We start from the raw sequence: 13,437 nt of genomic DNA on the forward strand, positions 1-13,437 counted from the left end.
CACCCCTATGTTGTTTCAGGCAGCTTGCCTTGCCTCCAGGGCCGAAAGCGCCTCGGTCAGTTGCGTCTCGCTCCAGCCTTCCGAAACCGCCCGGCACAGGATATCCGCCTGGCTTTCCGGCGCGTTGCCCCCGATCGGAGGGTCCGTATCCAGATTGGTCGGGAAGGGATAGCCTTCGGCGGTGGCCGCAATCGCCGCATCAAGTTCCGAGGCGCTCAGGTCACCGCGCTGTTTCAACGCGATCAGATGGGGGAACACCGCCAGCGACATGGCACGACGATCCACCGCTTCCATCGCGCGCCCGAAGGCCGAGGAAATTTGCAGCAAGTTCGCCATGCGGTCGATATCTGCGCTGCTGTTTTCTCCGGCAGCATGGAATAGTGCGGGATTGAAGAACACCGCATCGCCTTTTGACAGCGGCAGCTGGATATAGCTGTCTTCGAAATGGTCCCGATGGGTGGGATCGTGAAATGCCAAATAGCCCGGTGGATAAAGCTGCGAAAACGGCAGCAACTTGGTTGGGCCGCTTTCCACCGGCATATCGCAATGGGCAACGGCGCCTTGCAACGTCAGTGCAGCGGTCAGGTGATGGGCATGGGCGGGATATCGGGCGGCGCTGTCGGCGCTTTGGAACCCCAGGTGGTAATCCCTGTGCGCCTGCTGCGCTTTACCCCCCGGACGCACCTGATTGACCTGCGCGGTCATCTGATAGTTCGGGCCCAGCCATGCCTCGCAGACGGCTGCAATCGCTGTGTTCGCGAAATACAGCGCAAAGCCTTCCGGGTCGCGCAAGCATTGCTTTTGCAGCGCGTTCCAAATCCGGTCATTCGCGCCCGAGGCGGCAAAGTGATCGCCCTCTCCCGCACCACTTTGACGTTCTTCGTCGATGACCTGGCGGAACACTTCGGTGGCCCGATCGATTACCGAAGTATCTTGGTACGCCGCTTTTAGGACGATCACTCCGGCTGATTTGCTCAGAACCCAGCCCCATTCCGCCAGCAAACCCTGACGTTCGTCGGCCCGCCCCAGCACCCGGCGCAGGGTCTGCATGTCATAGACAGGTACGTTCTTTTCAACCGACGCGGCATGGGGCACCGCATCAGCCGAAAGGTTCTGAGAGGTCAACACCTTGAACTCATCCAGATCGCAGGATTCCCGGTCGAAATAGCCGACATATCCAAGGTCTTGATGCACCATGACATGCTCCCTTCTCATGGCTTTTGGTGTTGCGTCTTTGCCTGGCGAGTTACGCAGTGATCTCTAATCCTGCCTGTCCGCAGACATCGACGATGTGGGCGTAGCCCATCTTGGAAAACTCATAAGGCGGTGCCTTGGCCGGGTCCTGTTCGGCCTCGACCACGATCCAGCCCTCGTAATCCATCGCCTTGAGCGAATTTGCGACCGCCTGGAAATCGATGCAGCCATCGCTGGGCACGGTAAAGGCCCCGGCGATCACCGCATCCAGGAAGCTGCGATTATTTTCGCGCGTGTCCTGCACGATGGGCGGACGGATATCCTTGAAATGCACGTGGTGCACCCGGTCGCCCCAGCGATTCAGGGTCGCCATGACATCGCCGCCACCGAACAGCAGGTGGCCGGTGTCGAAACACAACTTCACCTCGTGGCCCGTCCCCTCCATCAGCCAGTTTACGTCATCCTCGCTTTCGATGATCGTGCCCATGTGGTGGTGATAGGCCATCGGCATACCCTGATCAGCCATCCATTTCGCCAGCTCGGTCAGCTTGGCCGCGTAAGCCAGAACCTCATCCTTGGACAGTTTGGGGCGGTCATTGACCGGCGTCCCGATCTGACCCTGCACTGTGTTGGAGCACTCGGCATAGACGATGCAGGGGCTGTTCAACGCCACGAACTGCTCGACCTGCTCGCGGACAGCCTCACGCTCGGTCGCGAAGTCATTCACCAGCGTATTGCCCGAACACCAGCCGCCGCAGAGCGCGATATCGTTGCCATCCAGATAAGCGCGCAGCCCTTCGGTATCGCTGGGCATCCGCTGGCCGCGTTCGACACCGATATAGCCGATCTCGCGCGCCTCTTTCAGCGCCTGCTCCATGGTATAGGCCGCCGTCAGATCCGGCAGATCGTCATTCTGCCATGCGATCGGAGAGATCCCGATTTTCACACTCATTTGGTGTTTCTTTCCTTGATGGCGACTTCATAGGCCGCGCGTTTTTCATTCACTTCGGGGCGGATGCTGACCTCGGGCACGGCCACTTCCCACCACGTGCCGCCGTATTCAGTCGAGGGGTACGGGTCGGTATCGATGACCACCACGTAAGGCCCTTTGATGTCACCGCGTTTGGCTAGTGCGTCTTCAAGCTCGGCAATCGAACTGACCTTGACCGAGGTTGCCCCCATCGCCGCTGCGTGGGCCGCAAAGTCGATGGCCGAGGGCGTTTCGTGAACCGCGTGATCCAGCAGGTTGTTGAACTCTGCCCCACCTGTGCCCATTTGCAGCCGGTTGATGCAGCCAAAGCCGCGGTTGTCGGTGATCACAACGGTGAAGGAAATCCCCATCATTGCCGCCGAGGCCATTTCCGAGTTCGCCATCATGTAGGTGCCGTCGCCGGTAAAGCAGATCACGTCACGATCCGGCTGGGCCATCTTGATGCCCATGGCGCCCGCGATCTCATACCCCATGCAGCTAAAGCCGTATTCCATGTGATAGGCGCCAGGGCGCGGTGCTTTCCACAGTTTGTGCAGTTCCCCTGGCATGGTGCCCGCCGCACACATCACAACCGTATCGTCATGCGAGGCGCGCTGCACCGCGCCAACCACCTGCATGTCGGTGGGCAAAGCGTTGCCATCACCCGGCGCGTCAGTCAGCTTGTCGACCTTGCCGAACCAGTCCGCTTTCAAAGTGTCGGCCACAGGGTCGGCACGGAATCCCTGCAGGGCAGATCCCAACTCCTCAAGCCCGACACGGGCATCGGACTGCAGCGGCATGGCGCCGTGTTTCTCGGCGTCGTAGGCGGCGGTATTCAGGCTGATCATCTCACGCTCGGGGTTCGAGAACAGACCCCATGAGCCGGTGGTGAAATCCTGAAAGCGCGTACCAACGCCCAGCACCAGATCGGCCTCGGCGCAGACATCGTTGGCGGGTTCGCCGCCAGTGACGCCGATGGGACCAAGGTTCAACGGATGATCCCAGGCCAGAGCGGATTTGCCGGCCTGTGTCTCGGTGATCGGAATGTTGTGCGTTTCCACAAAGCTCTGCAGCGCATCGGTTGCGCCCGAGTAATGCACCCCGCCCCCGGCGACGATAACCGGGCATTTGGCCGCCTTGATCGCCGCAACGGCACGGGCCAGTTCGCCCTCATCAGGGCGGATGCGGCGCTGATACCAAACGCGTGGTTCAAAGAAGTTTTCGGGATAGTCATAGGCCTCGGCCTGCACGTCCTGACAGAAAGCCAGCGTCACCGGTCCGCAATCGGCCGGATCGGTCATGGTCCGGAAGGCGCGCGGCAAGGCGGTCAGAAGGTGTTCGGGCCGGGAAATTCGGTCGAAGTAGCGACTGACGGGCTTGAAACAGTCATTGGCGCTGAGCGTGCCGTCACCGAAATTTTCGATCTGCTGCAACACCGGATCGGGGCCTCGGGTTGCAAACACGTCACCCGGCAGGAACAGAACCGGCAGTCGGTTCACATGCGCCAGCGCCGCCGCCGTGACCATGTTTGTGGCCCCCGGCCCGATCGAAGACGTTACAGCCATAGCCCGTGTGCGGCGCATCTGCTTGGCATAGGCAATCGCGCAATGCGCCATGGTTTGTTCGTTATGGCCGCGATACGTCGGCAGGCTGTCTTTGACGGCGTGCAATGCCTCACCCAGCCCCGCGACGTTGCCATGGCCAAAAATGGCCCAGACACCTGCGATGAACGGCTCTCCGGCCTCGTTCATCTGCGCGCCCAGATAGCGCACCAAAGCTTGCGCTGCGGTCAGTCGGACTGTCTTGCCCATAGTGATCCCTTTTCAACACAAGGCCGTATTGGCCAATCCTGCAATTTCGTAAGGTTGGGCCACCCGGACCCAAATGGGGGGAACGGTTTTAAACCGTTCCGCCCAGAGACCCTTCCAGCTCGGCCATTTCCTGACCACCGGCCATAAGGTCCTGCAGTTCCTCGGGCGTGATCTCGCCGCGTTTCGCCGTACCCAGAGTCTTGCCCCGGTTCAGCACGGTAAACCGATCGCCCACCGCCAGTGCGTGGCGCACGTTGTGGCTGATGAAGACAACGCCAACGCCCTGGCTGCGCACTCGGTCAATGGTCGCCAGAACATTCGACGTTTGGCGCACACCCAAAGCCGAGGTCGGTTCGTCCAGGATCAGGATTTTGGCACCGAAATAAACCGCGCGCGCAATCGCAACGGTCTGCCGCTCACCGCCGGAAAGCGTACCGACAGCCTGATCCGGCCCACGCAGGTTGATGCCCATCTTGCGCATCTCTTCCATGCAGACGTCGTTGGCCTGTTCCACATCGAACCGCTTGAACAGACCTTTACCTTTGGTTGGCTCGCGCCCCATGAAGAAATTCCGCGTCACGCTCATCAGCGGGATCATCGCAAGGTCCTGGAACACGGTCGCAATGCCTGCCTCCATCGCATCGCGCGGGGTATCGAAATGCAGCGGTTTGCCTTCGAAATAGATCTCGCCCTTGGTGGGTTTGTGCACCCCGGACATGGTCTTGATGAAGGTCGACTTGCCCGCACCGTTGTCACCCAGCAAGCAGTGGCATTCCCCCGGTTTGACGTCAAAGCTGACACCGGCCAGGGCGATGATGTTACCAAAGTGCTTTTCGATGTCTTTCATTTCAACGATAGGCGCCGCATCGGTCGCATCGCCGTGGTGGAACTTGGTATCTTCGGTCATATCAGCGCTCCCCGGTTACGCGTTTACGGATCGCGTTGTTGAACAGAACGGCGATCAGCAGCATGGCGCCCAAAAAGACCTGGAACCAGTCCTGATCAAAGTCGGTATAGGTCAGGCCGATGACGACCATGCCAAAGATGATCGAGCCGAAGAACGCCCCGATAGCCGATCCATAGCCACCAGTCAGCAGACAGCCCCCGATCACGGCCGCGATGATCGCCTCGAATTCTTTCTGGAAGCCGCGGCGCGCATCGGTCGAACCCGCGTCCATTACCGTGATGATCGCCACCAGCGCGGCGCAGCAGGCCGTCAGCATGAACAGAGAGACTTTGACGCGGCTCACCGGAACACCCGAGTTGGACGCCGCTGTCTTGTCGCCGCCCGAGGCAAAAATCCAGTTCCCCGCCGGGGTGCGCAGCAGTACATATGTTGCGGCCAGCGCCATGACGATGAACCAAAGGATTTCGACCGGGATACCCGGCACTTTCGGCGCTCCGCTTTTGAATGTGTCAACGATGCCATTGGCGGCCATCCAGCTAAACAGGCTGCCAAATGCCTCGCCCGAGAAGAACGGCGCCAACCAATCATTTTCGGTCGCGTCACGCACACCGCGCAACTGGGTCGATCCCCCGGTCGCCATTTTCAACCCGACCAGAGACAACCCCCGCAGGATGAACAGAAACGCCAGCGTCACGATAAAGGACGGCAGGCCCGAGCGGATCACGATATTGCCGTTGATCGCGCCAACAAAGGCCGCAAAAACAAACGTCATCGGGATCGCGGCGATCAGCGGCAGTTGCCAGGTCACCACACAGACGCCGAAGAACAGGCCGGAAAAGGCGACCATCGAACCAATCGACAGGTCAAACTCTCCGCCAATCATCAGCAACGCCGCGCCAATGGCCAGAATACCCAGCTGAGCCGCAGGCGTCATGAAGTTCATCACCCCGGCCAGGGTGAACATCGAGCTGTCCGCGGTAATCGCGAAGAAGATGAACACCAGAATGACACCGGCCATGGCACCAAGCTCGGGGCGTTTCATTAATTTGGTCAGAAACGGTTCGCTCTTGACCCTTTCGTCGGCTGCGACGGGCGCTGACTGACTCATGTTCTTCTCCCATTTAGATGGAAACGGCGCGCAGGGCGCCGTTTCTTTTGTCACTGTCCGGGGCGTTTAGCGGATGCCCTGCGACGACAGTTCGATCACCTGACCAGCCTTGTCGGCAGTCACCAGGTTCGGGCCCGAAGGAACATCGCCACCCGGCATCAGACCGTATTTGGCGTGCAGACCCATGAAGTTCACCGACAGATAGCCCTGCAGGTATTGCTGCTGGTCGATGGCAAAGGCCGCGTCGCCGTCAACAACCGACTGCAGGAAATTGGCCGACAAGTCGAACGAGGCAACATTCACGTCACGGCCCGAGGCTTTGACGGCTGCAACAGCAGGCTCACCGGCCGAGCTGGCACCCAGAGCCATAACGGTGTCGACGCTTTCATCTGCGGCCAATGCGGCGGCCACTTTCGATTCAATCTCGGACGGGTCGTTCGAGGTCGGCAGAACGGTGACGTTGCCACCAAAGCCCTCGGCAAAACCTTCACAGCGCAAATCCAGCGACACGTTGCCCACTTCGTGGTTCACACAGATCGCATTGCTGCCGCCCATCGACGCCAGCGCTTCACCTGCGGCCTTGCCCGCGTCGTACTCATCCTGACCGACATGCAGTAGTGCGCCCAGGTCCTTGGCAACTTCGGCGCCCGAGTTGATCGAGATCACCGGGATGCCGGCCGCAACCGCGCGTTCGATTGACGGGCCAAGCGCGTCCGCGTCGGGGATCGAAACGATCAGCCCGTCCGGCTCCTGGTTCACGGCAGCATCGATCAGCTGCGACATGGCCACCATGTCGAAAGTCTCAGGCGCGCGGTATTCCACGTTGACGCCGACATCCTTGCCCGCCTGCTCAACGCCGTTCTTGACGACATTCCAGAACGCGTCATTTGCCTGACCGTGCGACACAACCACGATTTCCTGCGCAAATGCGGGCGTGGCCAGGGCCAGAGCACCGGCAGCCAGTGCGCCTTTTACGAACTTGTTCATTAGTTTCCTCCCATAAAAAAGTCTGTCTTTTGTCGGGGCATCAGCCCCAATCATTCGGATCCACCGAATCTTTTCCGCTCCTAAAACTGGCAGAGCTTGTTCCAGTTTCCGGATATCGACTCATTTTGCAACCGGTTTCAAAACGTCAGCCATTGCGACCGGTTGCCCGGATTGTGCCGAGCGGGTTGCGGCCTCGGCCATCGCCAGCGCGGCAACGCCATCCTCCAGTGTCACCGGCATTGCCGAGCCGTTCAGCACGGCCTGAACGAACGCGTCCCATTCTGCGCGATAGGCGGGCATGTAACGTTCTAAGAAGAAGTAGGTCGGCTTGGCGCCGGTCACGCCATCGGCCGTCGATTTGACCACGGCGTTTTCCAGAACATTATGAGCTTGCAGCAACCCGCCCGAGCCCAGCATCTCGATCCGCTGATCATAGCCATAGACCGCCCGCCGCGAGTTCTTGATCACCACGATCTTGCCATCCGCATAAGTCATTGTGACCACTGCAGTATCCACATCTCCGGCACGCCCAATCTCGGGGTCGACGATCGAGGAGCCAACGGCGGAAATCCGTTCGGGCAGCTGGCCCATAAGATAATTCGCCATGTCGAAATCATGGATCATCATGTCCCGGAACAGACCACCCGAAACCTTGACGTAGCTGATCGGTGGCGGGGCGGGGTCGAAAGAGGTGATCGAAAGCATCTCGGTCGTACCGATCTCACCATTGTCGGCGGCCGACTTCAGGGTCGAGAAACTGGGGTCAAACCGGCGGTTGAACCCGACCATGACCGGGCAGCCAGTTTCGGCTGCAACCGCCTGACACGCCAGCGCCCGCTCAAGGCTTAGATCTACAGGTTTTTCACACAGAACCGCCTTGCCCGCCTGTGTGGCGGCTTCGATCAGATCAGAATGAGTATCCGTCGGCGTCGCGATCAGCACCGCATCAATTGACGGGTCCGCGATGATGTCTTGCGAGTCACGAGCCGTCGCCCCCTGCTCTGCAGCAAGGTTTTCAGCCGCTTCGGAAATCGCGTCGGAAACCGCGCAAAGCTGACTTTGAGGATGCGCGGCAATGGCCTGTGCGTGTACCCGGCCAATGCGCCCGGCGCCAAGCAGTCCGATTCTCAGCATACGGTTCTCCCGATTCTTTGATTTGGCGATACAATGTTTCCTTTTGCAACCGGTTGCAATATTTTTTTCGACACAAAGAGGCACAACGCAAAATCACGCGGATCAAGCGGAGTATTTTCGAGTTGCGAATGATAACTGGCGATCCCGGAAGGACTCGAACCCTCAACCTGCTGATTAGAAGTCAGCTGCTCTATCCAGTTGAGCTACGGGACCGCTGCGCCCTTCTTGCGGTTTTTACGGGCGGGGTTCAAGACCCAAGCGCATGAAGGCGCTGTTTGGATCGGCCTCGTATCCGTAGATCGGCCCGCAATAGGAATATCCCAGCGCCTCATAGAGTTTTCGGGCCGCGTCATACTCTGGCAGATGCGCCGCGCCGGTTTCCAGAACCAACGCAGAGATCCCGTCGGTTCGGGCCAGATCGGCCAGATGTATCATCATCTTGCGCGCCAGACCGCGCCCGCGGACCTGCGCCAGAATATGCACCGATTTCACCTCGGCCGTGCCATCCGGCAACGCCTTGAGCGCACCACACCCAACTGGCTGATCGGCTTCATACATGGCCCAGAACCGAATCCCCGGCCCGGCCAGCGCCTTGGCATCCATGGTGTGATTGCTTTCCGCAGGGCCGGCGGTTTCGCTATGGGCAAAATGCGACTCGACCACCGGGCGCAGCGCGTCTGAGGTCGGATCAGCCTCGCGGATGTCGATCAATTCAGTGGGTCCAGGGCGCACGCCGGTCGGTGGCGAAATTCTCGCCATAGCCACGGGCGCGCAGGTTGGGCTTGCGCTTGTGCGGTTCGCTGACCTGCGCATCGATCCCATTGTCCTTGGCGTAATCCAGCGCCTCTTCCTTGGTGTCGAACTTGAGGCGCACCTGGGTCTGCGTGTCGTTCGACGAGGTCCAGCCCATCAGCGGATCAACCTCGCGCGACGAGGCAGGGGCATACTCCAGAACCCACTTGCGGGTTTTGGCCATCCCCGAGGTCATCGCGTTTCGCGAAGGCTGGTAAATCCGTGCGCGCATGTCGCCTCTCCGTACTCACTTGGCTGGGGGTGTTTATGCGCCAGACGCGCGGCGTGGACAAGTCCGCAATTGTCGCAACTTAGAGCGTTTGAAATGCCCCCTTGAACAAGAACAAAAACAGATCAAAATCAGGCGCGAAAGGAATCTCCCCTGATGGCTTACGCTCATTCCGACAAGACCCAGCTGACCGCCGAAGATGTCCGCGCCCGCCTGAAGCTGGAAGGCGGCAAGGAGTTCGTCATGCACACCGAGTTCGCACCGGCTGGCGACCAGCCGACGGCGATCAAAGAGCTGGCAGGCGGTGTGAATGATGGTGAGCGAGATCAGGTCCTGCTGGGTGCGACCGGGACGGGCAAGACCTTCACCATGGCCAAGGTGATTGAAGAAACGCAGCGGCCTGCGATCATCCTGGCGCCAAATAAGACGCTGGCGGCGCAGCTTTATGGAGAATTCAAAGGCTTCTTCCCTGAGAACTCGGTGGAATACTTCGTCTCGTACTATGACTACTACCAGCCCGAAGCCTATGTGCCGCGGTCCGATACCTACATAGAAAAAGAATCGCAGATCAACGAACAGATCGACCGGATGCGTCACTCGGCCACGCGGGCGCTGCTGGAACGCGATGACGTGATCATCGTCGCCTCTGTCTCGTGCATCTACGGTATCGGTTCGGTCGAGACCTATGGAGCGATGACACAGGATCTGAAGGTGGGTCATGAGTATGACCAGAGGCAGGTGATGGCTGATCTGGTTGCCCAACAGTACCGCCGCAACGATCAGGCTTTCCAGCGCGGGTCCTTCCGGGTGCGTGGCGATTCCCTGGAAATCTGGCCGGCCCACCTTGAGGACCGTGCTTGGAAATTCTCGTTCTTCGGCGAGGAACTGGAAACCATCACCGAGTTCGACCCGCTGACCGGCGAACGCGCGGCAACGATGGAGCAGGTGCGGGTCTATGCGAATTCGCACTACGTCACGCCGAAGCCAACGATGAATCAAGCGATCATTGGGATCAAAAAGGAACTCCGCATCCGGTTGGATCAGCTGGTCGGCGAGGGCAAGCTGCTGGAAGCTCAAAGGCTGGAACAGCGTACGAACTTCGATCTGGAAATGCTCGAGGCCACCGGCGTTTGTAACGGGATCGAGAACTATTCGCGCTACCTCACGGGTCGCGCGCCTGGTGAACCGCCGCCAACCCTGTTCGAATTCATTCCGGACAACGCGATTGTCTTCGCCGACGAGTCCCATGTCAGCGTCCCGCAGATCGGCGGCATGTACCGTGGCGACTATCGGCGCAAGTTCACGCTGGCGGAACACGGGTTCCGCCTGCCCTCGTGCATGGACAACCGACCCCTCAAGTTCGAGGAATGGGACGCCATGCGCCCGCAATCCGTCTTTGTCTCGGCCACCCCGGCGAAGTGGGAGATCGAACAGACCGGCGGTGTCTTCACCGAACAAGTGATCCGCCCCACGGGTCTACTGGACCCAGAGGTTGAAATCCGCCCGGTGTCGATGCAGGTGGACGACCTGCTGGACGAGGTGCGCAAGGTGGCCGCCAACGGATTCCGCACGCTGGTGACAACGCTGACCAAACGCATGGCCGAGGACCTGACCGAATACTTGCACGAGCAGGGCATCAAAGTCCGCTACATGCATTCGGATATCGATACGCTGGAACGCATCGAAATCCTGCGCGACCTTCGCTTGGGGGCCTTCGACGTACTGGTCGGCATCAACCTGCTGCGCGAAGGATTGGATATCCCCGAATGCGGGCTGGTCGCCATTCTGGACGCGGATAAAGAGGGCTTCCTGCGCTCGGAAACATCCCTGATTCAGACCATCGGCCGTGCTGCGCGGAACGCGGATGGCCGGGTGATCATGTATGCCGACAAGATCACCGGCTCGATGGAGCGCGCCTTGGGCGAAACCAACCGCCGCCGCGCCAAACAGCTCGCCTATAACGAAGAACACGGCATCACGCCTGAGACCGTGAAGAAGAATGTCGAGGACGTTCTGGCCGGTCTCTACGAAGGCGATGTCGACATGAACCGCGTCACCGCCACCATCGACAAACCGATGCACGGCTCGAATCTCGAGGCCCATCTGGACGGTCTGCGCGAGAAGATGCGCAAAGCCGCCGAGAACCTCGAATTCGAAGAGGCCGCCAATATCCGGGATGAGATCAAACGTCTGGAAGCGGTCGATCTGGCCGTCGCCGACGACCCCATGGCGCGCCAATGGGCGGTCGAGAAAGCCTCGGAGGACGCGGTGAAATCACGCGGACGGTCAACGGCTGGCAGGCCGGGGCAGCGAGGTGGGAATGTGAAGCGGCGGAAGCGGTAGACAAAAGAGATGCCTCCGCTGCCATTCAGTTGTTACAGGACAACCCGTTCTACACCGTAAGCTTGCCGCTTCAACTCGTCACGAAAAACGTCCAAGCGGCACATTCTTGTCGCCTTCTTTACTTCTGTAACGTCGGAGTGCGCTCGGTGGGCAAGCGTCAACGGGTCCAAAGTCGGGTCGAGCAGTGCGACCCCACATTGGAAGAAAACTGCCGCCAAGTTTGCCTCGTATTCCTCCTTTGTTGGAGGAATGTTGGCATTACCGCTCGCCGTTGCAAAGAGCTGAAAATTCTTAACAACGGCCCCTTGGGCGTGATGATCTAGCGCCAAGTGCGAAAATTCATGAGCCAACATAAAATTGGACAGCTTGCATCCGTTGTCAGCGTTTTCGAGCAACTTTTTATCGACCACAAGTATTGAGCGTTCCCCAAACGCTACGACGCCTGCCTTACGTTTGTAGTCTTCCGCGCTTTCAGTCCTGTATGCTTTGATTTTGACTTCACCTTCACCGTCAGCCAGCCAGTTCCAAACATCGGTCATCCGAAAGAACTCTGTATCCTCGCAATAAATACGACGATAACCGATCATTTCTCGGAAAAGACTGACAGCCTCTGGAGTGGTCAAGGACTGCTTCTTTGCCTTTATCATTTGCCCACCTATTTCGATTGCCCATCGCAGAATCAACTGCTTATGCTACCCATGTTACCCCAGATGTGGGCGCCACCACAACAGATTGAACCTGTAGAAAATTACCTACAAGATGTTGACCAGCCCTAGGTGGTCGAGGGCGAGAAAAACCAAGCCTCCCGTCGCAAGATGTGTTGGCTGATAATCCCCCCACTCTACCCTTGCAGCCCAGCGCGCACTCCTCCACGTTTGAAATCACAAATTGTGATTCCAAACGGATGCCATGACGAACACCCTACCCAGCACGCATGAGGTCCAAAGCGCCATTCACCGGGTGCGCGGCGCCCGTGTGGTGCTGGCCGAAGATCTGGCGCAGTTCTACGGAAAATCGGTCAGCGCCTTCAATCAGGCCGTCTCACGCAACAAGGACCTGTTCGAGGGCTACCGCTTTCAGCTCACCGATGCCGAGGTCGCCGATTTGCAATCACAGAATGTGATCTCAAAACCCAAGGGCCGCGGCGGGCGGCGGGTCAATCCGTGGGTCTATACGGATTACGGCGTGGCCATCGCCTCGGCCCTGTTCAAAGACCCGCGCGCGATCAGGATCACTCGGATGATCACCGAGGCGTTCGTCGACGGTGCAAACGCGTTGGCCGAGACCCCGCGCAGCGTGCCGGAAATCCTGCCGCCCGAAGATGCGCCTACCCCGCTGCTGCCCAATGGCGAGCAGCTGCGCGATTTGGCCGAAAACATCCTCGATTCCGGTCAGCAAAGCCTTGTCGATTACATCGCCAACCCCACCACCAAGCGGCAGCAGGCGGTGGCGGTGATCATGAAAACCCTCGCCGAGACCGCAGGCGAAGAGGTGCGCACTCAGCACGAACGCCTGCGCCTGAACATCGCGCAACGTCTGGCGACCGGGGATTATGCCGATGATGACGACCGCAAACGTCTGCTGGAGTTGCTGCAGGCGATGAAGGGTTAAACCCCCAGCTCGACCCGCATCTTTTTGGTCAGCTTGGCCACGACCAGATCATAGGATGTCACGATATGGTCGCGCAGGGATGCGTCGGACATGCCGCGTTCCTCATAGACCTGCAGCCATTTCATCCCGCGCGAGGCCAGATAGGGCGCTGGGCGGATGCCGGGCTCATCGCCCAGCACCTCAAACGCCAGATCGGTGGCCTTGAAGGTGAAGGCGTCCTTGCCATCGTTCCAGCCGCAGATCGCAAAGACCTTGCCGCCCACTTTCCACACATCCGCATTGCCCCATTGCACCACATGACTGGTGGCTTTGAGGCTGGCGCAGAAGGTGTTGAAGTCATCGCGGGTCATC

The 13,437-nt window shown here is 59.4% G+C and carries 13 protein-coding genes and 1 tRNA gene; 2 read left to right on the forward strand and 12 right to left on the reverse strand.

All coding sequences use genetic code 11. The features are described 5' to 3' along the window. Window positions 1-15 precede the first annotated feature (15 nt). From ACR0KW_RS13130 to ACR0KW_RS13175, 10 genes are all read right to left on the reverse strand, one after another. Window positions 16-1,197, reverse strand: coding sequence for a phytanoyl-CoA dioxygenase family protein (locus ACR0KW_RS13130; protein WP_480805394.1), 1,182 nt, complete (start codon window positions 1,195-1,197; stop codon window positions 16-18). 49 nt (window positions 1,198-1,246) lie between these two features. Next, window positions 1,247-2,146, reverse strand: coding sequence for a myo-inosose-2 dehydratase (gene iolE / locus ACR0KW_RS13135; protein ID WP_480805395.1), 900 nt, complete (start codon window positions 2,144-2,146; stop codon window positions 1,247-1,249). After that, window positions 2,143-3,975: a 3D-(3,5/4)-trihydroxycyclohexane-1,2-dione acylhydrolase (decyclizing) gene (iolD, locus tag ACR0KW_RS13140; protein WP_480805396.1), complete on the reverse strand. Its 1,833-nt coding sequence runs from the start codon at window positions 3,973-3,975 to the stop codon at window positions 2,143-2,145. Before iolD ends, iolE begins: the two co-directional genes overlap by 4 nt. Window positions 3,976-4,063: 88 nt before the next feature. Next, complete coding sequence (locus tag ACR0KW_RS13145; protein ID WP_170327079.1) at window positions 4,064-4,882, reverse strand: ATP-binding cassette domain-containing protein; 819 nt, start codon at window positions 4,880-4,882, stop codon at window positions 4,064-4,066. A 1-nt stretch (window position 4,883) separates the two neighbouring features. After that, entirely contained in the window at window positions 4,884-5,990 is a 1,107-nt protein-coding gene (locus ACR0KW_RS13150; RefSeq protein WP_480805397.1) for an ABC transporter permease, read from the reverse strand. A gap of 66 nt (window positions 5,991-6,056) precedes the next feature. Continuing rightward, a complete protein-coding gene (locus ACR0KW_RS13155) occupies window positions 6,057-6,977 on the reverse strand; it encodes a sugar ABC transporter substrate-binding protein (protein ID WP_170327081.1) in 921 nt (306 codons plus the stop codon). A gap of 120 nt (window positions 6,978-7,097) precedes the next feature. Next, complete coding sequence (gene iolG, locus ACR0KW_RS13160) at window positions 7,098-8,111, reverse strand: inositol 2-dehydrogenase (RefSeq protein WP_480805398.1); 1,014 nt, start codon at window positions 8,109-8,111, stop codon at window positions 7,098-7,100. Window positions 8,112-8,247: 136 nt separating this feature from the next. Next, a tRNA-Arg gene (locus tag ACR0KW_RS13165) sits at window positions 8,248-8,324 on the reverse strand. Window positions 8,325-8,345: 21 nt separating this feature from the next. After that, window positions 8,346-8,822 carry a GNAT family N-acetyltransferase gene (locus ACR0KW_RS13170; protein WP_480805399.1) on the reverse strand — a complete coding sequence of 159 codons (477 nt, stop codon included), beginning with the start codon at window positions 8,820-8,822 and terminating at the stop codon, window positions 8,346-8,348. Between the two features lies 1 nt (window position 8,823). Further along, complete coding sequence (locus ACR0KW_RS13175; RefSeq protein ID WP_170327085.1) at window positions 8,824-9,135, reverse strand: ETC complex I subunit; 312 nt, start codon at window positions 9,133-9,135, stop codon at window positions 8,824-8,826. Window positions 9,136-9,288: 153 nt separating this feature from the next. Here ACR0KW_RS13175 and uvrB point away from each other — a divergent pair, with 153 nt between their 5' ends. Then, entirely contained in the window at window positions 9,289-11,475 is a 2,187-nt protein-coding gene (gene uvrB, locus ACR0KW_RS13180) for an excinuclease ABC subunit UvrB (RefSeq protein ID WP_480805400.1), read from the forward strand. Between the two features lie 32 nt (window positions 11,476-11,507). Here uvrB and ACR0KW_RS13185 read toward each other — a convergent pair whose 3' ends face one another. Then, window positions 11,508-12,098: a hypothetical protein gene (locus ACR0KW_RS13185; protein ID WP_480805401.1), complete on the reverse strand. Its 591-nt coding sequence runs from the start codon at window positions 12,096-12,098 to the stop codon at window positions 11,508-11,510. A gap of 286 nt (window positions 12,099-12,384) precedes the next feature. Between ACR0KW_RS13185 and ACR0KW_RS13190 the strand changes: the two genes are divergently transcribed. Next, entirely contained in the window at window positions 12,385-13,086 is a 702-nt protein-coding gene (locus ACR0KW_RS13190; protein ID WP_480805402.1) for an ORF6N domain-containing protein, read from the forward strand. Here the strand turns inward: ACR0KW_RS13190 and ACR0KW_RS13195 are convergent. Beyond that, window positions 13,083-13,436, reverse strand: coding sequence for an MmcQ/YjbR family DNA-binding protein (locus ACR0KW_RS13195; protein WP_480805403.1), 354 nt, complete (start codon window positions 13,434-13,436; stop codon window positions 13,083-13,085). The two genes, ACR0KW_RS13190 and ACR0KW_RS13195, sit on opposite strands and share 4 nt — an antisense overlap. Window position 13,437 lies beyond the last annotated feature (1 nt).

Source organism: Ruegeria sp. CG11, assembly GCF_056537245.1.